Source organism: Lactiplantibacillus mudanjiangensis (assembly GCF_005405385.1).
Classification (GTDB): domain Bacteria; phylum Bacillota; class Bacilli; order Lactobacillales; family Lactobacillaceae; genus Lactiplantibacillus; species Lactiplantibacillus mudanjiangensis.
Genome location: NZ_BJDY01000006.1, coordinates 154,974 through 179,756 on the forward strand (window position 1 = coordinate 154,974; position 24,783 = coordinate 179,756).

Here is a 24,783-nt window from a genome sequence, read left to right on the forward strand (position 1 = left end):
CCTCATTTCTCATTAATTAGACCAACAGCCGCACGCCTAATGATGACACATTAGGCGTGCGGCTGCTCATTTTGTTAATTCGTGGTCGTCGTATCGTTCGTCCCAGTAGTGTCATTATTGGTGGTACCAGTTGTCGTAGAACTCGACGCACTGTCATCAGTCGATTGGCTATTACTTGTTGTCGTGCTTGAACTGTGCTTAGCTGAGCTTGTGGATGTCCCCGCATTGGTTGAATCCGTTGTGCCAGTAGAACTAGTCGAATCATCAGAACTCGAATAAGTCGATTCATCGGAACTTGATGCTTCGGCTTTGCTAGCCGAGCTAGCCGCAGATTCAGAATCGGCCGCACTACTGTCAAGATAAGCCGAGTATGAACTAGCACTGGCCGCAGCAGCGGAACTTTCAGATTTCGCTAACGCCTTACGATCCGCCTTTAATTGGGTGTAATCAGTTGCTGCTAAAGCTGAAACCTTCCGATATTTCTTCAAATCTTTTAGCACTTGATCAACATCGGTTGTTGAGACATTGCTCTTGAGCTTGCCCTTCTTGGTGTACAGGTCTTTGTAATCTTGATGATAACTTTGAACCTTTTTAACCGTCTTGTTTAGTGACGTTAACTTCGTGGTGTATTTCTTAGTGAAGTACGCTTTCTTGGACGTTAATCCAGACTGCTTGATGACCGTCTGTACATTAGCAACAGTCTTCGTGGTCACAGCTGACTTGATTAACTTATCACTCGTAAACAAGCCATCATAATTGTCGCGTACGTCTAACATCTTAGCTGCTAAATCGTGCTGACTTTGTAAACTCGTTTTTTCACTCGATTTTGCCATTTCATCGATATATGTTTGTAATTGTTCCAACTTATCGTCAGAAGCACTACGACGTAAATCACGTTGGGCATCGGTGGTATAAATTTCACTCACCAGAGATTCGGCATTTGCTTTAGCTTGCGCTTGCGTGGTTTTAGCATGCGTCCACATGAACATAAATCCTAAGGCAGCCACGATTAAAAGGCCAACGCCCGCAACAGCCAATTTGCCACTTCGCCGTTTTTTCGGTTTTTGATGTGGTTTAACTGGCTTTTGTTTCTTCTTTAAGTGTGGATTTTCTGATGCATCAGTTGCCGTTTCAGTGGATGCAAACTCATCTGCATCATCAAAGTCGTGATGACGTGCTAATCGTGACATCGGTTCTGAGTCAGCTGATTCTTCAGCCGCCGCACTCCCCGCATTAGGTTGTTGATCTTCAAAGAGCGCTTCACGGGATAACGGAATCTCTGGTTCTTCATCAGCTGATTCCGCTTCCGTCGCATGAATTGAAATCACCGGTTGCCCGTTATTTGAGGCCGCACTTAACCCAGTGTCCGTTGATTTTGGCATATTAGCCCAGCTAGCTGAACTGGCAGCGGCACTCGTTGCTGATGCGGCTTCTGATTGCGGTGCTGCTGAAGCAGCAGGTATCGCTGATTCAGGTGTTGTCTGTCGTTGTCGACGACTGGCCGTTGCTGATACTGACGCTTCTGATGCTGGTGCCGTAGACTCAACGACCGGTGCTTCCGACTCAGGAGTTGGTGCGCTACTCTCAGGATCTTTTAAATCGTAGGCCAATGGAATTTGTTCATTATTTTGGTCATCCTGATCATCAGGAATTGGTTCCGTGATCGAATGCCACAACCGTTTCCCTAAACCTTTCTTTTGTCGCTTATTTTTCTTTGCCAATTTGCTTACCCCTATTGTGCAGATGCTTGCACGTCATTTTTTAAGTTAAACTTAGTTATTCATATGTAACGTCGGTTAAATTCAGGTTAAACCTGAGTCAAAAAGCGACTGTTAATATATAAATTATAGCATGGATTGTCAGTGTGAGAAACTGCTTAGCATAGGGATTTGAGAATTAACCGCTGGCGTCTTAATTTTACATTAAAATTCTGTTATAATCAGCCTATTAAGACGTTGAAAGCGAGGAATTGATATGGCCACAGCTAAAGTAATTTTTGCGACAATTACCGGTAACAACGAAGATGTCGCAGACCTCATCATTGAAAAGTTCGAAGACTTAGGGGTGGATGTCACTAAAGCCGAAATCTCCCAGGCCGAAGCAACTGACTTTGAAGCCGTCGATATTTGTGTCGTCGTGCCCTATACTTACGACGAAGGTGCCCTACCAGAAGAAGGTCTGGACTTTTACGATGATCTACAAGAATTAGACTTGAGCGGTAAAATTTTTGGTTGTGCCGGTTCCGGCGATACCTTTTACGAAGATGATTACTGTCGGGCGGTAACTGATTTTAGTAACGCCTTTAAAAAGACTGGCGCTACTCAAGGCGCAGCCGATGTTTTTGTCAATTTGTCACCCGAAGCCGATGATATCAAACGACTGGACGACTTTACTGCACAACTCGTTGCTAAACAAGCCGAATAATACGAAACGCCCTGACCAACCGGCCAAGGCGTTTTTATTATTTATTTTGATGTCGTTTGACAAAGCGTTGCCGTAGCCAATTGTACAAGCATTCGACGAACCAGAACAACACCGTAATCCCAAAAATATTGATGATATAAGTTTGCCAATGATAACCGACGTGGGCAATCCATAAGTCGTATGGTCCTTGGATCAATAAAAAGTAAATCGCCAATGTTTGTAGGATATAGCTCGTATGGCGCCAAATTGATTTAAAATGCATGACTGGCCTCCGTAAGTGGCGTTAAGACTTGTAGGCTTTGTTTCAATTGACTAACTGTCAGTTGGCCTGGTGCCGTGATTTGACCAACCGCACCGAATATCACACTAGATCCCATTAACTGACCACTCACTGCCGCATACTGTCCAAATGGTCCCATAACCGTTGCAATTAACGGCAGCGTCAATTGTTCCCGCGCCTTAGCTGTGGCAGTCATCAAAGTTAATGTTTCTAACTCACTAGTTGTCCGCACCGTTAACTGGGCAACATCCGCCCCCGCAGCGGCTAACGCCTGATAATCAGCGACTAAATCCTTAACTGTCGGCAAGGCTTGATCATAAGTTTGACTCAAAATTAAAGGGACTTGCTGTTGTCGCATTTGTTGCGTTAATGGCATAAAGCCGGCGTCATTAACCATGGTTAAATCTAGATTCAGCGCATCAACCGCCCGATTATTCGCCAACGTTACATAAACTTGATAATAGGTTTCAGGGGTCACGACTTGTGGCTTGAGCGTTGCGATTATTGGAACGGTCCCCAAGAGTTGCCGCAATTGCGCCGCAGTATTGACCAACTCAGCCCGATTATCTAGCTCAACATACTGGTCTAAGCGCCACTCCACAATTTGAGCAGCGGAAGTCAACACTTGAGCCGCTTGTCCCATCAACTGATCACGCGTATGCCCAGCTAAGACAACGCCTAATTTAGGTCGTCTTGCATCTAATGTCACCATGCCAATTTTTACCTGTCGCATCTTAATTCCCCGTTTCCGTTACATTATCCTATCTTTTATAATAGCAAACTTTCGCCGTTTTACCATAAAATGCTCATTTTTTAAATCATTTTTTAAAGCGCTTCTAACATTGAAAAAATAAGCTTGTCACCGTTTACATTTTCGATTTACAATTAGGTAAATAGTCACACTAAAAAAGGGGTCTGCTTATGAAAACTGAAAAACAGCTTCGTTGGTCCAACATCGCACTAATTGCGTTTGTGGCGGTCTGGGGGCTCGGTAACGTTGTTAACAACTTTGCGTTACAAGGTCTCTCTGTCGTCACGTCCTGGATCTTAATTATGATTATCTACTTTGTGCCATACACGCTGATTGTTGGCCAACTTGGATCCACCTTCAAAGATGCTGAAGGTGGGGTCTCTTCCTGGATTCGTGCTACCAGTACGAAACGATTAGCTTACTATGCAGCTTGGACCTATTGGATTGTGCATGTGCCTTATTTGGCACAAAAGCCACAAGGGATTCTGATCGCATTTAGTTGGCTATTCAAGGGTAACGGGAATTTCATTAATACCACGCCAGCATTGGTCGTACAAGGGATTTGTTTAGTGCTATTTTTATTCTTCCTTTGGATTGCATCCCTTGGTTTGACCACGCTGAAACGGATCGGGAGTGTTGCCGGAACTGGGATGTTTATCATGTCCATTCTGTTTATTATTCTCGCCGTATCCGCACCGTTCATGACTAAATCAGCAACTGTGCAGACGCCCAATATGTTGTCTATTAAATCTTATTTACCTAAATTTGACTTTACCTACTTTACAACAGTCTCAATGTTAGTCTTTGCCGTTGGGGGATCTGAAAAGATTTCCCCATATGTTAATAAGACGAAAAATCCTGGCCGCGAATTTCCGCTCGGAATGCTCGTCTTAGCTGGGATGGTCGCCATTTGTGCCTTACTGGGATCATTCGCGATGGGAATTCTTTTCAACGCTAAACACATTCCAAATGACTTGATGGCTAACGGCGCTTACTACGCTTTCCAAAAATTAGGTAGTTTCTATCACGTTGGTAACTTATTCTTAATCTTCTATGCCATTGCCAATGTATTGGCCCAAATTTCAGCCTTAGCCTTCTCGATTGATGCCCCATTGAAAATCTTGTTAGGTGACGCTGATCCTGAATTCATCCCTAAGAAACTAAGTAAGATGAATAAAAAGGATGTTCCCGTCAACGGTTATATCATGACAGGCGTCTTAGTTAGCATTTTGATTATCATTCCAGCATTAGGGATTGGTAACATGAACGAACTGTTCAACTGGTTATTAAACCTGAATTCCGTTGTCATGCCAATGCGTTATCTCTGGGTCTTCTTAGCCTACATGTTGCTAAACAAGCACTTAAAGGAATTCAAGAGCGATTACAAGTTCTTGAAGAATCCAACTGCTGGTAAGCTCGTTGGTGCCTGGTGCTTCCTATTTACGGCCTTTGCATGTATCTTAGGGATGGTTCCTAAGACATCCTTAGCTGCCAATCCAAGTGGCTGGTGGTTCCAGTTAGCATTAAACATTATCACCCCAGTTATCTTTGTGGCCTTGGGTATGATTTTACCAATGATCGCCCGTCGTCATCAAGACGCTTAATAATCTTAACTTAAAAATGAGTAAAACCTACGTTTAATAGGCTTTACTCATTTTTTGATTGAACTTTTACGCATTATCTGAATTTGAGCGTAAGATGACTATGTTGATATGACGCGTTTAATGGTATAATTGATTTTATACAATTAATTGAAACATCAATTAATTGCTTCGATTTTTTTCTAGGAGGATGTCAGATGAACGGATCGCCTGCAATGTTAAATGACTTTTTAAAATATTATTCTACCGTTTTACGTTACATGGATAACTATATTTCCGAACCAATTAATCGCTATCATATGACATTTGATGCTTTTTTGATTTTGCACGAAATTGGTGCCAGTACTAAGCCAATTCTATTAATGGATATTGCTGATAGCCATCATGTTTCTCGTAGTGCTATTTCTCGTCAAATCAGCACGCTATTGAAGTATGACTACGTTTATCAGGTTGCCAATCCGGCTGATCGCCGGCAGAAGAGTTTGTTATTGACCGAAAAGGGCCAAGCAACGGATAAGCAATTAATTCATGATATCTCGTTGATTTTTAATCAATGGATTGATCAATTAGGTGCCAATCGGATTCAGGCTATGCTTACTTTCTTCAGTGACTTTACACAACAAGTTATTGAACCACAGCAAAAATAAGTCTAATCAGAAAGCGGCCTCAGCCAACGAGTTTGAAACTCACTGGTTGAGGCCGCTTTTTTAGTGCCACTCAAGATGCCGTCTAACGCGCTTAACAACTAGTTAAACTTGAAAATAAGCAGTCCTGTTAGAATCGCTGTTGCGCGTAAATTAAGCCGTTTAGCAGATTTAACTATCAGTTCATAAATCTCTATAAATCAACCATACAAAGGTATCTTAATCATCATCGTGTACCCATGGTGTACATAATCTCAAAAAGCTAAATTTTTTCTTGCTTTGGTGCGTAGTTAAAATAGTAAGGAGGTGCTTCACTTGTTCGCAGAACTCAACGATTTTTCAACTGCTAGTTTATCAAAGAACGCAACCTACGTTCAAATACTTGAGACAGTTTATCTCATTAAGAACGAAAGAATAATTAAAAAGCGCTTTGATTCTTGTGAAGAAGCATTATATTTTATGCTGGATCATACCTAATTAGTATTCTATATAATAGAAAATTATTATAAAGCAAAAAAGCCACACACCTACCTTATTGGCAGATGTGTGGCTTTAAATTATTCCTTAACCCATTTATCGTAATTTTTGTTAGTGGTCAAATCAGTTTTATGTCCCGCATGAATAAATCGTAAATACCCGTTAATCACTTTGTACCCATTAACTTTTAACGTAGAGCCTTTCTTATAGAAGTGCTGCCTTTTCCCGTGTAAATAGGTATAAATTCCTTTCTTGTTGATAACCTTAATCTTAGTCACATACTTGGCATGATAGTAACTGGCGCCGATATCTTGTGCACGAATCTGACCAATCACAGTCTTGCCGTTATAAAGCGTCAATACTTGATTGGAAGTGCCGGTATACACAGTTTTGGCAGTGCCGACCGTTAAATTAGCCTTGGTTAACGCGGGATCAATCTTAGTTGAAGTACCATAAAACTCGGCTCCCTTTTTTACGCGAACCACTTCACCTTTTACGTAACCGCCATGAGTGAACTTCGATTTATCTACCGTGTTGCCAAACCACCACGCAACCGAATGCTTTGACGTAATGATCTTGCTGGCATCAGTGGACTGTTTAATAGAAGTAAAATAGTGAGAATCCGTGTACTGCCATAAGGCATAATCATACGGCGTTGGTTGGCTAGACTGATACGCTGCGATCCATTTAGCGTCATACCCCGAATCCGTTTTAATATACGAGTTATAGAAGCTACGATATGAGTACAAAATCACTGGCTTCTTAGTCAGCTTCTTCATTTGAGTAGCCCACGCCTTTACAGCAGTTGCATATTTTCCTGATGTTGTTGTGTACTCCTCAGCATCATTCACATAAAACTGCGCATGAGGTGCCCGCTTATACGTAGCCCTAGCCTCCGACTTAGCATCGGCAGCATTGATAAATTGACCATACTGATAAACACCGTACTTTAAGCCAACAGCGGTAGCGGCTTTAATATTGGCATCAATGTGACTGTCTTTTCTATTCTCACCATAACCCGTCCGTAAGATAACTCCACCGGCCTCACCTTTAAGCAATTTGGCTGTCGATTTAGTTAGTGGGCTCTGAAACTCACTGATATCAGGTACCGACTGTTTACTTAGTGTTTGAGCATTACTTTTCAATCCAAAAGAAAAAGCTACTATAATAGTAGCAATTCCCACGAACACTAATTTATTTGGATGCTTGATCACTCTTGTCACCTCCATCAGTTGGCTTTGAAGTATCGCCATCTTTTTTTACAATGCCATGGCTACCAAAATACGCGATCAGCGATGCAACACCCGTCAGTGTGGTTGATACCCAATAGTTCAGTTGATCACTGTCAATTGGCAATGGCCCCTTACCTTGCATTGATAATGCTTGATTAATCAAGGTTAACAGTAACACCGCAAAACTAGCCGTCCCTTTAACATCAATGTTACTAGTCCACACTTTAATTTTCCCCATGTAATTCTTCATCTACTTTTCCTCCATTTAATTTATCGAGTTTGTCCTGCATCGCCCCAACTTGCTTGGTCAAAGCGTCAATCGTTGTTGATTGTGCCTCAACTTGTGCGGTTAGCTCGGCAATCTTACCGTTCTTTGATTCAAGCTGTTCAAGCAGTTCTTGAACCTTAGCGATCATATCGGGCATTGAATGCGCATACACCGACTCCGTATCAGAGCTAGCTTTGGTCTTGGTCCCCAAATAAGTGATGATACCGCCAATAACACCGCCACCAACTGTCAGTAGTGTTTGAAATAGTCCTGAGTTCATTCGGTATCACCAGCCCACGCATCAAAAATTAATCGCCCGGCCACGGCAAACATCAGCCAACAATCTAGTCGTGCGAACGGATGGCCCCATAACTCAATGTTTTGTATTAAAAAAGCCAGCGCATACACCACCCACAAAAATGTAAGAGTGATATAGCACCAGCTAACTAATGGCCTGATATTATAAATCGCCACAATCACCGTGATCGTACCTAAGATGATAGCAATCGTTGCAAATGGTGGGTCGTCAATATGACTTGCCACCGTATTAAAAAAGTCCGGTCGCTCGAAACGAAATGAGTTAGCCACAAAGTAGGCCCCAAGCATAATCGTTTCTAAACCAGACATTAATAGTGATCTATTCTTCTTTAGTGAGTCCAACACATTGAATCACCTCCATCAATCATTAAACTAACTACGCTGTTGCCGCGTATTTTTTGCCCGTCAACTCCTTATATTGATCAGCGGTCAGCTTATTATTTTGAACATAATATTCGGCTGATGGTACCAAGGCTCCCCAGCCATACAACATTTTAATCATTTGAAAATCAGAAAACATGTCAATCCCTCCTATTCGGCTTTAGTAGCTTCACTAACAGCTGGGCTAGCTTCTGAAATAGATGCCGATTCCGCACCCGTGGTAGACGTATCAGAATCTGTATCATCGCTAGTATCTGTGGCCGGGTTTAATTGATCTTGAAGAGTCGCAATCGTTGATTTAAGTGTTGAAACCTCAATATCAGCAGCAGCCTGTTGTGCATACAATTGCCCACTAAACTGTTGTAACTGTGTGATGGTACCGGCCTGACCGTCAATCGTGGCCGCTTGTTCTTGAATCGTACCGTTGGCCTCATCCAACTGTCTCTTTAATTCATCGATGGAAACGGTTGGTAAGTTGCCCGGCGCTTTCAAAACACCATCAATCACGCTAAATTTGGACGAATAGGACATAAAATCCGACATCCACGCTAACGGTACAGTAATTGCTGTATAGCCATCAGCCGCCACCTTTTTGAAATCGCTCACGTAATTTTGACTATCAACTTTGATATACACTGTTTGATTCATTGCTTTTCCTCTCTTTCTAGGCTAAAACTATATTCATGCTAAGCATCAATCCATATCCATTATTGGCCGCCGTGCTACCTGCAGAAGTTGATCGGTGTTTCAAAAAGATAATAGTTCCATTTGTTTGAACTTCCGCTAGCCATATATTGTCATCCGCAGATTGACAAACAGAATAAGTTTCATCAGAAATTGGTAATAGGTATGATGGGAGCATCCCAATTGTCGCCACTTCGCCTGCCGCTATGGTCTTAGACGGTGTTAATCGAGCATTCAAAGTTAAACTATTTCCCGAACGTGACCAATGAATAGCATCCTTAGAACTCGTTGTCCCCAAACTATAAAAGTTTGACCCACAATCAAAAGTTCCAGATCCTTCAACTATGGGTGCCATACTCCATGGTGACGGTGTTGATTCCCGCGCTACCTTCACCTCGGTAAAGCACAGCCACGCGGGCGTACCATCCGTTGACCCGCTGTTATCAATTCTGAATCGTACATTTGTCGCTCCTACTGGTACTGTGCACGTACCTGAAATAGGTTGTACTTTGCTAGGTGATAGTTTCACATTATCTATTACTTTTAAAGATGTATTATCAAAAATTAAATAAACATCTGTACCTGAGACATTAGTTCCTGCAAATGCCAATGCACTCCATGATATCTTTTCACCCGCCATCACCGGAAAAGGGCTGCATGAACCGTTGACTTCGGATTCTGATTCGTTTGCAATTTTTGATGTAACCAACCTAAAAACATTATCCTTACCATTATGGTAAAAATTATGTGTCGTCACACTAAAACTTGCACTCGCATCTGATGATCCAGATCCGGTCATTATCCAGCCCCTCGTACTTGATGGATATGCTGAATTCACAACTAAGTTTGCTGAACCATAGTTGCTTGCAGCCGCAACGACATCGGCGGTGTTCGCCTTACCCTTGGTTGCATTATCCGTATAAGCATTCGCTTGATTCATGGCCGTTGTAATCTTTGTATCAATCACTTGCTCATGATTGGCCAGTTCCTCATAAGTCACCGAATCAGTCGGGCTGATAACAATATTGACGCTAGCAGCGGCCCCAATATGCGTCTTGAAATTAAAAGTCGTTCCAGTAACGGTTGTGCCGTTTTGTGCTGGGATCAAATCCGCTACCGTTGCGGTGGCAATCCCATACATCACTTCTTCGCCATTGACTGGTTTGGCATATAGCGCAATCGCATAAAGCAAGTAGTCGCTCTCTAAATCCTGATTAATCACCTTAACCGGAATATCTACGGTATGGTCGTCTTGAACGGTGATATTGCCAACCTTAAAATCTTGTACCACATTTTCAATGCCCGTTAGAGCCTTTAAGTCATCACTGCTTAGCTTACTCATATCGGTGGCCGTTGTTGACGCATGTGTAAATTGCACTTGCTGCCCACTAACGGATTGAGCACTTAGCTGGTAACCCGCATCAGTGATCACCAGTTGATTCCATTTTGCCATTAATTTACCTCCTCACTTTCAATCGTGTAACTAGTTGAAACTTGATGAACTGCCCGCATATAGGCCGTATCAGACAGTGTGCGTTCGTAAGTGTCATTATCAACATCACTTTCAAGCTCAACCTTGTTGAAGACTGTCATTAACGAACCGATCCATAAGTTACCGTCAACCTGTGCCGCGTACTCAATATCAATGACACGAACAGTCGCAGGCACCACAGACTGGATAATTTTTAGCAGCAGTCTTGTACGCCGTTCATCGCTAATGTAGTGCGCCGGGATTCCAGTAACCTTAATCGCCATTGGGTCACCACCCAACTGGTCTGCATCTGTGATAATGTGGAACTCACTAGGATCAGCACCAGTTGTAAAAGAAATGAACCGAATTAGGTCATCCTCAGTAACGCCCATATGACTCTTCATCTTAGCTAGCCGAATTAAGAACTTAAGATACTCGTCATCACTATCAATTCGAGTAACACCCCAATCGGCAGCATACTTTTCCAATGGAACACCGGCTAAGTTTTCCGGCCAAATAGCTTGGTAAATATCTTTGAAAAGCTTTGCATCGGCTACTTGCTGATCAGCAATCATGCTCAACAGCAATTGATTAGCCGAACCGTCCTCAGACGCTAGGAAAGCTGGAAACTTGTTAGCGATGCGATTACGAATATTTGATTCGGAAAATCGATCCCAATCAATCATCTAAAACCACCTCGATGTTGGCCGCATTACCTTCCAATAGTTCAAAGGAATTGCAGGTGATATCTTGTAAGCTTAAGTCATCTTTGTCTTTACCGATGCCAACAACTACACTACTGATTCCCGGGACCTTCCAAACATACTCAAAAACCTTTGAGAATAGTAAGGTATCCCCCATTCTCAAAGTATTCACGTAATCTAAAACTTGCTGTTTAAGTGCTGCAGGTCCACCATCGGAATCAAAATCATCATTAGTTTTAACATCCAATTTAAAATAAACCGGCGTTTGTGAGGCGCGCGAAAAACTAATTTGCCGCTCATCACCTGATAAATTAACCAAAGTCTTAGTGATGTCACCATACGTCCGCCCCGGTAAAGCAACAGACGTTCTGATAGCCTCGGCAATTTCATCATCGGCACCACCAATCACATAAATGTGCACAACTTTTGGTGGGTTACCATATTGATCAGTTTCCATAGTGTTGTTATCGACCACTTTAGCCTGTATAACACCGGCAACATTTTCAACGGCCGCCTTGATGCCATCATCGGCTGAGGCAGAATGTGACAATCGACTGGCTTTAACACGTGCCCGATAAGCTGTATCGGTCTCTGCATCACCACCACCAACTGCTGCATTCGGATTCGTTACGGCAACCACACCATCTAAGATTTCTTCTTCATTAATGATTGTGTTAGCGGCAACATTACTATCAGCACCGGCTTCCTCGGCAATTGCCTGAACTGAAACACGACCAATCGCGTTCCCATCTTCATCTAGCAAATCAGTGGGCTGCTGAGTATCTGGGTCAGTGACCGTTGCCACTTCAATAATCTTCACATCATCAAGAACTGAGAAAATTTGACCATCATCTGTTGAATATTCAGTACCCTCAGGGATTTCAGTGCCAACATCACCATCAATTTGAAGATAAACGGTAGCCGCTAGTTCTGGTTTACGTGTAATCCCTTCATCGGTTCCGTGATAATCTAGGGTTTCGTCAGTGCTAGAATCCAAAAAGATACTAAGTAGCACGGCATGTGCTAATTGCGTAATCTCAAGCTTGTTGTCAGCCATAATTGCGAACAGCTGGCCTGCGCGCGTTTCATCACCAGTCGCAATCTGCTCACCAAACTTGCTAGCAGCATTGACGGTAATTTCTTCACGGATGTCATCCAGTTCAGGCTGATCAAATCCATATTTAGTCAGTTCCACTATCGCTCACCTCCAAATCTGTTTGAATCGATTCATCTGTATTAATTTCAATAGTTAGATGAATCGTTGCAGTTCTCCCCAACTTATCCACACTATCAACAGTAACCCCGATAATCTGGTCTTCCATGACATCGGTTAGATAATTTTCTAGTTCCGCTTGTAACGCACCCTCATCATCTAAAAGACTGAACAAATTCAGATGTCCGAAACCAAAGTCTTCATTCCAATCAAGTTCACCGATGTTTGTACCTAAAGCAATGCGAACTGCCTGTGTGGTTTGGCCTTCATCTTCAATCATTTGAAAATCACCGGTATCAGGATCAAGCGTTAAATCACCATCACTGCCAGTTAAAAAATCTAAACTCATGCAAGGATCACCCCAATCACCACAGCATCGTTCACACTGTGCATTCGGCGGCTAGCCAGAGAGAATGGACGCGGACCATTGAAATTATCCATGTCACGGTCAAGGAACCCCACAAGCACCACATCACCTTTTTTTAAATGGACGTCTTTACCGTCTTTACGGTATTCAGCAGCTTGTTGAGTTACTAAGCAATTGCCGATAATCGGACGCTTATCTCCATCAGATTGTAGTGGCGTGGGCTGTACATCGGCAGTGCTGCCGTTCAACTTAGCGACAGTCCCCACCGTCATGCAGTTGGCCGCAAGTAAGAAATACGGCAGTAGGTTATTTTTGATTAGTGTCAAAACATCATTTTTATCTCTTGCTGTCATACTCGCACCACCTCCGCAGACATCAGGCCGTCATCTAGCCCAGTCGATGTATTTTTAGTTCTTACCAGTCCCTTGACCGTTTCCGAATCAACATAAAAAATAGAACCCACTGTGATCAATGAATTCAGATAAAGTGATAGTGAATAAGTTGGTTTCTTGCCGTCCGAATCATTAACGGTAGGTTCAGCCGTTAGCCCATCTTTCAATGTCAGATACAGATGAGTAGCGTACAGACTCGGTTTCTTATGATCATCGATGACTAGCGACCCACGACGATAATACATAACACTGCCACAATCCTTAGCTAACTTTTTAAGCGCATCAAAAGGCTTATCAGACAAGGTGTAACCACGCTTGTACACCTTATTTTTCTTTAAATGCAATACTGAAATTTTGATTCCTGAACTTCGACAAATCCGACCAATAATCGTTTTAGCTTTAACGTTCTTGCTAAAGCGGATATTGATTTTCTTTTTCTTTCTAGACGTCCAAGTAACTGTTTTTCCATCACTAGTCTTATAAGAATGCTTGACCTCTTTATAGCCGGCGTACTGGTTATAAATCTTGCTTAATTTTGAGTAATCTTTACCCTCAGTGAATGTAAAAGAAAAAGCACGATCCACACCATCAATTGTGATAGGTTGAATCTTGCTTATATCGCCCTCGCTGAGAATACCGAATGTTGACTTAGAACCGCCCTTAATCACAACATGATCGTGGACTTTAAATAGGGCCCGATGCTTCTTGGATAGATTATAAATCGTGATAGTGTTAGTGGTCGGCTCGCCTTCGTCAGATGAATTAATCTCACCACTTATTGTTAGACCATATCCAGCTGGTTTGTAGTTGTAAAAACTATACGTGCCATGCTTAAGATGCAGCTCAACTACAACGCGTCCACCATACCAGGTTTTCCCCTTAGGGCCGGTGCTAATCATCGTCATCACTGTCATCTCCTAAGCTGTCATCGAGTAGTTTCACTGTCTGACCGAGGTTATCAAGGTTAATTTCAGTTTCTTGGCCCGATTCATCCATAGGGACTAGCCGTTCTGGTGGCAACCATGGATAAGGGCACCAGCCCCATAACGGGTGATCCAAAATCAAAGGTTCACCTAAAATTTGATGAGTATCATCGTCAACGGATACCAAATCAACGGTAAATAACTCTGCAACTTCGTTATATTGAAGCGTTACGTTGTATGAGCCGTTTTCTAAGTCAATTTCAAAGGTTTGACCTATATCATCGGCGCTAATCGGAATTTCATCACGCAATGCCATTGCTACTCACCTACTTTGGAATCTTAAGTTTATGACCGGGAAACATAGTCTTGTATCGAGAACCATTAAGCTTAGTCAGCATCGCCACGGTTGTCCCATGCTTCTGTGCTAGGCCCCAGTACGTATCCCCATACTTAACGGTATAAGTAATGTACTTCGACTTACTCGATCCAGTCTTTTTCCCCTTCTTACCAGACGAATTGTTTTTAGACTTCTTGGCACTCTTCTTTTTCTTATACAACACTGAACCGGGCTTAACGTACTCAAACTGAATATTCAGTTCAATCACGTTCTTATGCGCCGTTGAAACGGTCTTGCCAATCGATGAGATTTTTACATGGTCCCATTTTGAAAAACCACGAATCACAAGTTCGTAATCGTAACGTTGCCACTTTTGAAGGGCCACATACTGCTTATCAATCGTAGCAAAGCTTTTTCCAAACATATAGTAGGTACCAGACAACTCTTTAGAAGTTCTGACTGACTTACCAGCTCTGGGGTCACTACGATCAACCCCATGAGTTGGAATGTCATTCGTGTTGGTTTCCGTAGGGCTTACTTCACCCAAGAACCAAACTTTGCTGGACTTCTTATCAGCCCGGTAAATCGCAGTTTGCGGTGCCACAGGTTTCTTCTTCTGCTTCGCTATCTTTGCGTTGATCTTCTTGGTATTAGCCTTGACCAACTTGGCATTCTTCTTTTTAGCATTATTTGATGTTTGCGTTTTATACTTCGCCAAGGATTTTTTATCCTTGGTTTTACGCGTATTCAAAGTTGCCACTTTGGTCTTAGCCTTACTTATGGTGGAATTGGCCTTACTACGCTTCGACAGTTCAGCTTGGTAGCTTGCTGAACTAGTTAACTTAGTTAAATCTTTATACACACTCTGCTTATTTTTGGTCAACGTTTTAATCTTCGACTCTAACGTTTTCCGCTTAGACTTGTCCTTAGTCTTGGCTAGTTCAGCCTGCGCTTTAGACAAGTCAGTAGACGCCGCTTTGTAGGCCGCGAGCCGCGTATTATAGCCATTCTGCTTCTTAAGGTAATCATCGGCATTGTCGATGATTTTCTTTTGAGCCTCAATAGTTTTTTTAGCGGTGGCGATGCCCGTAGCATCTTTAGATACCTTGCCGTTCCAGTACGTAACGGCTTTCTTAAGCTTGGCCGTACTTAGACTAGCAGGTTTGGCTTTATAGTAGACTGTCAAATCACGAGCCCCCCATCATCGTTTGGTTCAAAGAATTGTCTAAGTTGATCAATGATGTTCGCATTAGGCTGAGCCATAGCGGTGCTGACCTGTTGCTTCAAATCACCGGACACCCCATCAGCTTTAATCGTGATTTTCTGATTAATCTCAACTTTTGTACTACCAGAATGGGTAGCCGTTGCACCTGCAACTAAACTCTTAGATTGCTTGTGCGGAATGATTGTCCCGGGCTTATCAGCTTTGAAAAGTTCCGGACCATCTTCACCAACTACCGACCATTTGCCGACTATAGGGCGGCCGCCGTTCTTGTACCATCCGTGAACCTTACGGAATGCAAGGGCCTGATTAGTACCACCATAGCGACCATCCACATATGATTTCATCCACTTCAACTGGGTAATCGGGTTAGTACGCCAGTCAGAACCAGCGCTAGCCATCTTAGAACCCGGTAAGGCTTGCGGAATACCATACGCAGAGCTATTGGGGTTATGAATCGTTGGATTCCAACCAGATTCAGCACCGATGATAGCCGCCGCTGCGGATAATTCGGATGGCTTGAATCCAGCCTGCTCTAACCAATGCTTATGGCTACCGGATGGCATAACACCACCACCGGCACCATATGACACACCCAACTTGTCACTAATCCACTTAAGGGCTGTAGAACCAAGTTCTTTCTTTACCAGCCCACTTAGCCCCTTATCAGAGGTCTTAACGTCTTTACGTTTACCTTTATACGTATCAGGGTTAAAGCTCTTACCACCTAGCCCTTGGCGAATCTCATAATGGACATGAGGGCCAGTTGATTGACCTTCACTACCCACATGGGCAATCGTTTGGCCTGCTGAAACTGTATCACCAGCGTGTACGTTATAAGACTTCATGTGTCCGTAAATCGTATCAACCGCCATGCCCGATGGTTGAATTACAACCCAGTTACCAAAGCCGGCTGCATGCCCCGCTTCAACAACTTTACCACCGTACTGTGCCGGGATTGCGGTGCCCATGGCCGCACTAAAGTCGATCCCTTTATGGAAATCACTTACTTCACCGGACCGCCGACCGTAGCCAGACGATTCAGTAAAGCCCGCACCAAAATGAGGCGATAGTGAACCATTACCGCCCCCTTGAATTGTTGAATTAATTAATTTCCACATCGCGCCAGACCAAGCCGTACCAACTGAGCTAGCCGCACCAGTGGCAGTCTTTTTAATGCCTTTGCTTAAGTCAGTGTCGCCACCTTTACCAACATTCTTAGTAAAGTCGGTAGTCCATGCGGCTTTAGGATTACCAGCATTCTTTGAAGCTAGTGACACTAGCCGCTTATCGGAAACACCAGTACCTTTGGCAAAATGTGGTAAGAATGGTTTCATCTTTTCGACTTGTGAACCATTTAAAACTTCATCGTTTTTACGCAGTGGAACCAGCGCATCGTCGCCAGTCGGTTTCAGCAATTTGTTATCACGGACAACAAGTTCCTGACGTGGGCCAACAGTCGCATCGTTGAGGACTGCTAACTGATCATTAGCAATTGGTCCTTTAGAACCAGCAGCGTAGTGAACAGGACTCAAAACAGCCTTATTACCACCGAATTGAGCCAGCGTTGTATCAATGCCAGTAATCCCTTTGTTAAGTGCTGTAATTGCCGATGCCATACCTTTATGTGCGTACGGCCCCAGCTTCGCAAAAGCATTGCCAAAACCGGTTGCGGTATCATCTGCAATTGAAATGAATTGCTTACGCATCGACTTAATTTCGGATGTTGTATCGCTGCTCATGTCACCAACCTTGTTAGTGGCCTGTTTGTAAATGGCATTCGTGCTGGACTTGGTGTCCTTAGCAGTATCGTCCCAAATAGCATCATTTTGCTTGTTGAATTGCTTCAACGATGAGCGCATGTTCTTAGTCGAATTATCGTAGTCGTTAGCAGAATTCTTACTAATCTTCTTAGTCGATGCTCGGGTGTCTTTAGTGGTGTTGTCCCATAGCTTCTTGGAATCACTACTAAAGGCGGCTAATTTTTGCTTAGCGCCTTTAGTGCTTACACCAGCATTAGCCCCCTTAGTTGCCGTCTGGGACGTCTTAGCACTAGCCTTGCTGTTTACTCGTCCAATACCTCTAACAAGTACAGCAATCCGATTAATGGCGGCCACGATTGAACCAGTACCCGAAACAGGCGCTGCCTTAGCAGTTCCTGACGCGAATCCCGGAATACGTTTGCCATACGATCCAGACATCATCGCTCGAGCATCGGCATGGTTATAAATTTCATCACCGGGTTTTAGATGGCGTAATTCTGCACCATGTTCACCGATCATCTGAAATTTCTTGCCACGCTGTAAGATTTCAAAACCATTTTCACCAACAATTGACATCATTGGGCTACTGATTTTTCCACCAGCAGCATTACCAAACACATTAGTAGATGCACCAGCACCGGCAAATTTAGTGACCTTACCTGTTTTAGTCGATTTACTAATGCCGTTCGAATTTTTAACAGTAGCCTTGGTAGGCGTTCCCAAGTTGACATTGTAATTATCCATAATGGATTGATCATCAGACTTAGGTTTGGAATACTTGCCCCCAGTAGCTAATGCATTTTGACTCAATACAGTTGAAACGGCATCACCAACACCGCCCATAATGGTTGTAATATCCCCGGCCTGAGCCTTAGCCTCTTTTACAACAGCTGCATGTTGTTTTTGCGCCCAATCAATGGTGTCATCATGTTGGTCTTTCGCCGCTTTAACCGTTTTGTCGCGCTGATCAGCCGCTTTCTTAACAATCCTTTTGTACATATCACTGCTAGTACCATACATCTTGGCTGCTGCACTTTTTGTATTTCGATACTGTTTATCGGCACCTTTCTTTGCTGCCGTATATGTTTTATCTGCCGATGCTACGGTTGATTTTTCGGCAGACCTAGATTGTTTAAGAATAGACTTGAACTGTTTACTAGAAAGCTGAGTAGTGGAATCATTCAAATTACGAATTAGCTTCTTTTGCTTTTGACCGCCGCTATCAGTTAGCTTTAGAATTTGACCATTTAATCTCTGGGCTAAAGCAAAACGATTTGAGTCACCACTTTTTTCAGCAGCTTGCAATTCGTTCATTGTTTTCTTAATAGCATTCAGTCGTCTGGTGTTAGAACTCTTGTCCACATTTAATCTAAGTTGCGCTTGTTGTTCAGTGATTAAATTATTTTTAACCAGTAAACTGGCACTCTTCTCAGTAGACTTATTAGTTTTATCCGTGTACCCAGATAAGACCTTATAAGCTTTGTCATAATCCTTGCTGTTGGCATTGAGATACTTTTGACGATATTCCTTAGATGCCTTAACACCTTTGGCACTAGCCGCCGCTGTGATGTTGACCCAATTTGAATTAGCATCTTTAATTAGGCCAGTGGCTTTCTTGGTTGCCGATTCTGCATCCTTAGGTAATGAATCGAACATACCTTTAGGTTTAGGATTCGACTTTTTCGATGTGTTTTTTTTCTTAGTAGTAGGCTTAGACTTATCACCCGAAAATTGGGATTGAATCCATCCTCCAGCGTTTCCCATTGCTTGGGAACCTAGCTTACTACCCAGAATTGAACCACCAATAGAAAGGCCACCGCCAATTAAGGCACCAACTGCGGTACCAGCACCGGGGATTACCGACCCAAGTGCTGCACCAGCCGCTGCGCCGCCTAAGCCACCACCAACATCGCCAACATAGTTACCAATGCTCTTACCAGCCGTTTTCTTAGTCATACTGAAAAGGTCTGGTAAAGCGGTGAGTGCGGTAAGCGCCACTGTACCTTTACCAACAGCAGGAATCTTTGCAGATAACTTACCTAATTTACTTGCTGACGCCGCTGACCGTTCTAACCGTGTAGCGCCAGTCGCGAATTGGGTACCACGTCCAGCGCGTGTTGTTTCTTTAGCATACTGTGCACCACGAGATGTCCGTGTGCCGTCAAGAACCGCAGTGCCAGCCGCATGGGCACCAGCACCGGAATGCTTACCCTTAGCGCCGAACAGATTAAGCAGTGAGCCACCGGCGGCTTTGCCCGTTGCACCTTCACCCGCAGCAGTTGCTACTTCTTCTGCAGCCGCCACTTCGAGCGTACTTTTACGAACGTTGCCAAGCATCGTCACCAGTTCACCTAGAGACTTAACCATGCCCAAGACTTTACTGGTGATGATAATGCCAGTGATAGCTTTGGCAGTGTTACGAATACCTTGTTCATGATCAGCAATACCTTTAAGCAAGTCATCAACCGTTTGAAGTGGATCTTCACTCTTCTTACCGTTCTTTTCGATAAGGCCAAAGGTGGTCCCAATCAAGTGCAACGTATCACCAAATGTGTTCCATACTTCATTGCTGGCGATACCCAAAATCTTGCCGCCGTTGCTAAGAATGTCAATGATAGTCTTCTTATGCTTATCTAGGTAACCGATGGCCTTAACCGCGCCGCTAGTAATTGTGCCTAAAGCCGATGAAATACCGTTGGCGTACTTGGTCATCATCTTGTCAGACAATAAGTTAGTCATGGCGCTGGAAGTGTCTTTGCTCATCTTAAATGAAGTACGCATCACATCACCGGTTAATTTTTGATACCGTGATTTGATGTACATACTCATCCCCATTGCTGAGGTCATCGCTTCTGACGTACCAGACTGATACTTCTTACCCAAGAACGTCAATGTGTCTGTAAATTGCTTGGCTGACAGCTTACCAGCCGCCGACATTGCGTACAGTTGCTTCATCGACTTACCAGTAGCTTGTTGCAGTGCTTCACCAAACATTGGGAAGCGATTAATCATGACAGCCATGTCTTCGGACGATGCCTTACCACCAGCAACGATCTTAGCGAATTGTTCGCCACTCTCGGCCAGTGCATCATTGCTCATGTGCAACGTAGAACCTAAAGCCACAAAGTCATTGGTCCAGTTCTTGGTTTCTTTTTCACTGGAATGAACGTGATAAAAACTTTGCGCCATCTCGTTTAGGGTATCCGCGCCATAAATGGTTTTCTGCGACATGTCATTGATGAAACTAACAAGCTTCTTACCATCTTTAGGTGCCTCAGTAGTTAAAGACGTCCACACCGTCTTCATGGTATCTTGCTCTTTGTTGTATTCCATCCCAGCTTCTGCCGCGCTGTGCAAACCATTTACTAAGACATTGATCCCATTAGAAATAGCCGCGCCCGCAAAGGACCCGGCTATAACATCTTTGACACTCATAAATTTAGATTGCGTTTTTTCAGCTGCACGATCAGTCTTAGCTAAATCATTTTGAATGTGCTTGGTTCCGGCGTTAACAGATTCAGTATCAAACTTAACTTTAGTCACTGACTCTTTAGGTAAGTCACGTAAACCGTTTCTGACCCGATCAATAGCGCTAAGCTGTTCTTGCCATGCCTTAGTGGCGCTATGCGAATTGCGAGTTTGAGAATCTGAATAACTGTCGTAAACGTTGTTCAAGTTAGAAAGCTTGTCACGCATGGTGGTAGCTGAGTGGTTCATTTCTTGGATATTACGCTTAGCATCGCCATTAGCTTTGGTAAAGCCTTCAACTGAAACTTGTGCCTTAGTGAAAGCCCCAGTAAAGTCATTGCTAAATCGCCGCATGTTATCGGTAACTCCGCTAAAACTGCCACCGATTTTTTCAATCCGATCAATTAATCTCGTTACTTCGTTATCAACTTTACTTAGCTTTTCAAAATCAAAATCAAAATTGATGCCGATATCTTCACTTCGTAATTCCGCAGCCACTAGCTACCACCTCCTTTCCAATCCTCAATAGCTTTCGCAATACCACGATAAACTCCCTCTGAGATTAAATCAGCCTTCATATCTAGTAACTTGTTAGCCAGTTCATTAGCTAATAAAAGCTGGTCCCGCGTCATCAGCTTTGCTTTCTCTGCTGAATCAACGACACCAGCCAACACTGGGCGATAAAATTGTAATTGATCATCGACCAATTTATCGATGACCTTTTCGTTAACCTCGCCATCGCTGTCTAGTAAATGGCTGGTTAGCGGATTATTATAGGCATTCTCCCAGAAACGTTACCAACGTATTCACCGTAGCCGTAAAGCCATCGTGATTTAATACATCATTGAAATAATTGACCGCTTTTTGCACAGCCTTAACGCCACCGCCGTGTTCTGACCAGAATTCCATATCAATTGGTTTTCCAGTGGAAGAATCACGGAATACGGTCTTATTCATGTCTGTTAAGATTGGCAGATAGTTATCAGAACCGTTGATACCATGAATATCAGAACTGTAGTTAAGCGCAGCACGATAACCAGGAAAAATCATTTTAATAGTAACTTTGCTATTATGTTTACCATCTAAAGTGACCGTCTTTTCCTTGAATTTCTTTGACAAACGATTATCCAAGTCTTCAAAAGCTAAGCGCGGTGAGACCAAAACATTTTCTAGCAACATGTTTACCATTTCGCCATTATCAGACTCGTTGTTACCGATGTTGGCTTTGGAACGGATTTGCATGGCGACTTCATACCCCGGATCACGGAGTGTAGCCACCCGACTGTGTTCTTGCTTGTCCTCAGTCCATTCAACCTTGCGCTTATAGTCCTTGTCCCCTAAATGGTTAATATCGACCTTTGGCTTCTTCATTTCAGTTTTTTCCATAATTAAAATCTCCTTTAGTATTTGGTATGTACACGGGCCTAAGCCCGCTAGTTCTAGTTACCGAAAGTATCTTTATATTGCAATGCAAGAATCGTCCATACACGTGCTTGGATGGAGTTGCTGACTTGCCCTGATGTCATCTTTTGAATCAGGCAGACGCTAGATTCGGCGACCTCGCCATTATTATCGTTTTGAACCTTAAATCCAAATGTTGGTAACGTATCGCCGCTATACGTATTCTGGTTATAGTAGCAACCGTACATAACATCATTTGAAGGCGATCCATCGTTCAAGTTGGCCGTAAATTGACCAAGCTTACTGTGGTTCATTACACCCAGTGGCAATCCTTTAAAGTCAGATTGAACATCCACATCGTTATCGGTCTTTTCCCAGCCGACTGCTTCCCCGTTCTGAAAGCCGTTTAGTTCAGTAGCGACACCATTGATAATGACGTAAATATGGATGAAGCGAGAATCCTTTAAGACAAAATAGGTCCCGTCATCTAATGAAATTCGTCTTGCTGCCATATATTATTTCCCCCTTAGAGTGTGACTGTGTTATTGATGTAAATTGTTTCAATAGCATTTGGTAATGAATACTTAGTTTTCACATTGCGCAACCGCCGTGCGGTTACATCAACGTTTGATACATCGGCTCGATTAGGCGCAGTTGCATCACAATCTGGATCACCATCAAGCTTTTTAGCAATTAAGCCTTGTGACCCCAAAACTGTTAATTCTGTCTTGATAGTGGTTAATAGTTCTTGGATATCGTCATCCGAATAGTTGACGTACTTCTTCCCGTTCATCCACTTTTGAGTAGCCTTAAGCAATTCATCGTGGTTGTATTGCTTGATGAAACTGTTATCGATGAAGTTGCCATTTGCAGTCTTAGAGCTGCTAAGCATCAAATCACCCGATTTATTTAAGACAGTCAAACCGTTAGCAGCGATGATTTGATCAATTTCTACTGGGGTCCAATCGTCCTGAACGAATTGCGTTAAGTTACCGATATGCATCCAATCCAGTAGCAAGTTCATCGATGCATACGCAGCTGCTTGTGCCGCAATATGGTTATCAGTATTCTTGGTAATCGTATTGATTAAGATGCCAAGCTTGTTCTTTTCGGTATAAGTCGATGTCGCGTATACACTAAGGGCTTGCAAGTCAGCAATCTTTGAAAGTTGCGTGACTAACAAGCCCTTTTGGTTAGCATATAAAAAGTCAGCTGCCGCTTTGATAGTATCGGCATCATCGGTTACTAGAACGTTCCAGTAAGCACCATCTAGTGCATGATCTTCCAGTGCACGAACAACGCCCGGCACCATCTTAGCAGTGACCGTGGCACCGTCACCTGTTGGCGTAGCGGTCGCCCCAGTGATGTCAGGTACTTCTTCATTGGGGTAAGCTAAAACCTGCACAGGCCCTTGAAAATCGTCCACATCAAACATCGCTTCAACGTTAGCGTAAACCGCGCTATTTTCGTCATACCCGGCATCGGGTAAGTCGTCTAAGACATAAAAAACGTTACTTTTTACAGTGGCATCTTGGCCTTCTACTAAGAGATTAACAGCGATTGTGCCATCAACCGGTAAGTTTTGAATGGTATCGGTAATGTGCACATCGTCATGGGTCTTAAGAATCGTAACTGCTTCCATTTAATTTCCTCCTATTGTTGATTGATCTAAGTCCACACCGGTAATTTGACCGGGCTGTGTTTGATCAACGTAGTCGCTATTTACCAGTAGCTGAAAATCAGCCCCAGCCATATACTCGATTTCAGTCGTCCAGTCCTCGTTAAGTGGAGGCATGGCATTAGCCTTAACCACCGAGATGCCTTGTAAAGCTAGCTCATAGCTCGGCTGTTTGCTTTGGATAATATCCCGCACCCATTTAGCTAAGTCCTTGGCCTCAAAGTCATCATCGGCATGAGCCTTAAACTGTACTCCCATCAAAAACGGCGCATGATCATACGGTAGCGATGTCAGCTCCTGAGCATCGTCATAAATCGCGTAACTAAAAAATGGCCGCTTAGTTTGACTAGCAGCCATTTTCTCTTGAACGATCTGAATGTCTTTATACTTGCGAATTTGATTCAGAATCGCCAGTATCACTGTCTCGTACATTATCATCACCTACCCGTTCTAATTGATAAAAGACTTTACCGCTACGTGTAACCCCAGAGCTGTTGATGACCTCAAAGGTTTCATCGGTATTATCGCGATGAACCTTAGTGTGCTTAGGCATATTTGGTAACTTTGATACCCAGTTGATTGTTGTGATTTGCATCTCACCACCTGAGGCATCCTGATATCTAATAGCCTGATTATCACTAATAGAAATTGGCTCATTAACATGAATCGGATCACTACCATCTGTAACAGGCCGCCCTAGCTCGTCAAAGCTCTGATGCACCGGTTTCATGACGGTCAGTGGCTCGGCCGTTCGATTAAACATGAAATCGAAATTGAACGCCAT

The 24,783-nt window shown here is 43.3% G+C and carries 27 protein-coding genes; 3 read left to right on the top strand and 24 right to left on the bottom strand.

Annotated elements, in window-relative coordinates:
* Positions 1-74: 74 nt before the first annotated feature.
* The gene (locus tag FFM84_RS13210; protein ID WP_130845368.1) at positions 75-1,721 is read right to left on the bottom strand and encodes a hypothetical protein; all 1,647 of its coding nucleotides are present in this window, start codon (positions 1,719-1,721) and stop codon (positions 75-77) included.
* Between the two features lie 253 nt (positions 1,722-1,974).
* Here FFM84_RS13210 and FFM84_RS13215 point away from each other — a divergent pair, with 253 nt between their 5' ends.
* Positions 1,975-2,424 carry a flavodoxin gene (locus FFM84_RS13215; RefSeq protein ID WP_130845367.1) on the top strand — a complete coding sequence of 150 codons (450 nt, stop codon included), beginning with the start codon at positions 1,975-1,977 and terminating at the stop codon, positions 2,422-2,424.
* A 37-nt stretch (positions 2,425-2,461) separates the two neighbouring features.
* On the opposite strand, the gene FFM84_RS13220 is transcribed toward FFM84_RS13215, so the two are convergent.
* Positions 2,462-2,686 (bottom strand): hypothetical protein, encoded by a 225-nt coding sequence (locus FFM84_RS13220; protein WP_130845366.1) that lies wholly within the window; start codon positions 2,684-2,686, stop codon positions 2,462-2,464.
* Complete coding sequence (locus FFM84_RS13225; protein WP_130845365.1) at positions 2,676-3,437, bottom strand: type I 3-dehydroquinate dehydratase; 762 nt, start codon at positions 3,435-3,437, stop codon at positions 2,676-2,678. Before FFM84_RS13225 ends, FFM84_RS13220 begins: the two co-directional genes overlap by 11 nt.
* Before the next feature lie 188 nt (positions 3,438-3,625).
* On the opposite strand from FFM84_RS13225, the gene FFM84_RS13230 reads away from it, so the two are divergent.
* Positions 3,626-5,059 carry an amino acid permease gene (locus tag FFM84_RS13230; protein WP_130845364.1) on the top strand — a complete coding sequence of 478 codons (1,434 nt, stop codon included), beginning with the start codon at positions 3,626-3,628 and terminating at the stop codon, positions 5,057-5,059.
* Positions 5,060-5,253: 194 nt separating this feature from the next.
* Positions 5,254-5,703: a MarR family winged helix-turn-helix transcriptional regulator gene (locus tag FFM84_RS13235; RefSeq protein WP_225424651.1), complete on the top strand. Its 450-nt coding sequence runs from the start codon at positions 5,254-5,256 to the stop codon at positions 5,701-5,703.
* A 554-nt stretch (positions 5,704-6,257) separates the two neighbouring features.
* On the opposite strand, the gene FFM84_RS13240 is transcribed toward FFM84_RS13235, so the two are convergent.
* The 21 genes from FFM84_RS13240 to FFM84_RS13340 all read right to left on the bottom strand — a co-directional run bounded on the left by FFM84_RS13240 (position 6,258) and on the right by FFM84_RS13340 (position 24,783).
* Positions 6,258-7,391, bottom strand: a complete 1,134-nt coding sequence (locus FFM84_RS13240) for a GH25 family lysozyme (protein ID WP_225425309.1) — start codon at positions 7,389-7,391, stop codon at positions 6,258-6,260.
* The gene (locus FFM84_RS13245) at positions 7,372-7,659 is read right to left on the bottom strand and encodes a phage holin (RefSeq protein WP_130845363.1); all 288 of its coding nucleotides are present in this window, start codon (positions 7,657-7,659) and stop codon (positions 7,372-7,374) included. The genes FFM84_RS13240 and FFM84_RS13245 overlap by 20 nt, the downstream gene beginning before the upstream one ends.
* Positions 7,634-7,957 (bottom strand): hypothetical protein, encoded by a 324-nt coding sequence (locus tag FFM84_RS13250; RefSeq protein ID WP_130845362.1) that lies wholly within the window; start codon positions 7,955-7,957, stop codon positions 7,634-7,636. Before FFM84_RS13250 ends, FFM84_RS13245 begins: the two co-directional genes overlap by 26 nt.
* Positions 7,954-8,304: a hypothetical protein gene (locus tag FFM84_RS13255; protein WP_130845361.1), complete on the bottom strand. Its 351-nt coding sequence runs from the start codon at positions 8,302-8,304 to the stop codon at positions 7,954-7,956. Before FFM84_RS13255 ends, FFM84_RS13250 begins: the two co-directional genes overlap by 4 nt.
* A gap of 67 nt (positions 8,305-8,371) precedes the next feature.
* The gene (locus tag FFM84_RS13260) at positions 8,372-8,515 is read right to left on the bottom strand and encodes an XkdX family protein (RefSeq protein ID WP_130845360.1); all 144 of its coding nucleotides are present in this window, start codon (positions 8,513-8,515) and stop codon (positions 8,372-8,374) included.
* An 11-nt stretch (positions 8,516-8,526) separates the two neighbouring features.
* Entirely contained in the window at positions 8,527-9,024 is a 498-nt protein-coding gene (locus FFM84_RS13265; protein WP_130845359.1) for a hypothetical protein, read from the bottom strand.
* A gap of 16 nt (positions 9,025-9,040) precedes the next feature.
* On the bottom strand, positions 9,041-10,513 hold the full coding sequence (locus tag FFM84_RS13270; RefSeq protein WP_130845358.1) for a hypothetical protein: 1,473 nt from the start codon (positions 10,511-10,513) through the stop codon (positions 9,041-9,043).
* A complete protein-coding gene (locus FFM84_RS13275) occupies positions 10,513-11,217 on the bottom strand; it encodes a hypothetical protein (RefSeq protein ID WP_130845357.1) in 705 nt (234 codons plus the stop codon). The genes FFM84_RS13270 and FFM84_RS13275 overlap by 1 nt, the downstream gene beginning before the upstream one ends.
* Positions 11,210-12,430: a baseplate J/gp47 family protein gene (locus FFM84_RS13280; RefSeq protein WP_130845356.1), complete on the bottom strand. Its 1,221-nt coding sequence runs from the start codon at positions 12,428-12,430 to the stop codon at positions 11,210-11,212. The genes FFM84_RS13275 and FFM84_RS13280 overlap by 8 nt, the downstream gene beginning before the upstream one ends.
* Positions 12,417-12,797 carry a hypothetical protein gene (locus tag FFM84_RS13285; RefSeq protein WP_130845355.1) on the bottom strand — a complete coding sequence of 127 codons (381 nt, stop codon included), beginning with the start codon at positions 12,795-12,797 and terminating at the stop codon, positions 12,417-12,419. Before FFM84_RS13285 ends, FFM84_RS13280 begins: the two co-directional genes overlap by 14 nt.
* Positions 12,794-13,168, bottom strand: coding sequence for a hypothetical protein (locus FFM84_RS13290; protein ID WP_130845354.1), 375 nt, complete (start codon positions 13,166-13,168; stop codon positions 12,794-12,796). The genes FFM84_RS13285 and FFM84_RS13290 overlap by 4 nt, the downstream gene beginning before the upstream one ends.
* Entirely contained in the window at positions 13,165-14,112 is a 948-nt protein-coding gene (locus FFM84_RS13295) for a hypothetical protein (RefSeq protein WP_130845353.1), read from the bottom strand. The genes FFM84_RS13290 and FFM84_RS13295 overlap by 4 nt, the downstream gene beginning before the upstream one ends.
* Positions 14,099-14,446: a phage baseplate plug family protein gene (locus FFM84_RS13300; protein ID WP_130845352.1), complete on the bottom strand. Its 348-nt coding sequence runs from the start codon at positions 14,444-14,446 to the stop codon at positions 14,099-14,101. Before FFM84_RS13300 ends, FFM84_RS13295 begins: the two co-directional genes overlap by 14 nt.
* Positions 14,447-14,456: 10 nt before the next feature.
* On the bottom strand, positions 14,457-15,653 hold the full coding sequence (locus FFM84_RS13305; protein WP_130845351.1) for a LysM peptidoglycan-binding domain-containing protein: 1,197 nt from the start codon (positions 15,651-15,653) through the stop codon (positions 14,457-14,459).
* Complete coding sequence (locus FFM84_RS13310; RefSeq protein ID WP_130845350.1) at positions 15,650-21,418, bottom strand: aggregation-promoting factor C-terminal-like domain-containing protein; 5,769 nt, start codon at positions 21,416-21,418, stop codon at positions 15,650-15,652. Before FFM84_RS13310 ends, FFM84_RS13305 begins: the two co-directional genes overlap by 4 nt.
* Positions 21,418-21,627 carry a hypothetical protein gene (locus FFM84_RS13315; protein ID WP_130845349.1) on the bottom strand — a complete coding sequence of 70 codons (210 nt, stop codon included), beginning with the start codon at positions 21,625-21,627 and terminating at the stop codon, positions 21,418-21,420. Before FFM84_RS13315 ends, FFM84_RS13310 begins: the two co-directional genes overlap by 1 nt.
* Before the next feature lie 64 nt (positions 21,628-21,691).
* Positions 21,692-22,306: a hypothetical protein gene (locus FFM84_RS13320; RefSeq protein WP_130845348.1), complete on the bottom strand. Its 615-nt coding sequence runs from the start codon at positions 22,304-22,306 to the stop codon at positions 21,692-21,694.
* 53 nt (positions 22,307-22,359) lie between these two features.
* Positions 22,360-22,833 carry a hypothetical protein gene (locus FFM84_RS13325; RefSeq protein ID WP_130845347.1) on the bottom strand — a complete coding sequence of 158 codons (474 nt, stop codon included), beginning with the start codon at positions 22,831-22,833 and terminating at the stop codon, positions 22,360-22,362.
* Positions 22,834-22,847: 14 nt separating this feature from the next.
* The gene (locus tag FFM84_RS13330) at positions 22,848-23,963 is read right to left on the bottom strand and encodes a hypothetical protein (protein WP_130845346.1); all 1,116 of its coding nucleotides are present in this window, start codon (positions 23,961-23,963) and stop codon (positions 22,848-22,850) included.
* Complete coding sequence (locus FFM84_RS13335) at positions 23,964-24,431, bottom strand: phage neck terminator protein (RefSeq protein ID WP_130845345.1); 468 nt, start codon at positions 24,429-24,431, stop codon at positions 23,964-23,966.
* Positions 24,382-24,783, bottom strand: a complete 402-nt coding sequence (locus FFM84_RS13340) for a hypothetical protein (RefSeq protein WP_137643814.1) — start codon at positions 24,781-24,783, stop codon at positions 24,382-24,384. Before FFM84_RS13340 ends, FFM84_RS13335 begins: the two co-directional genes overlap by 50 nt.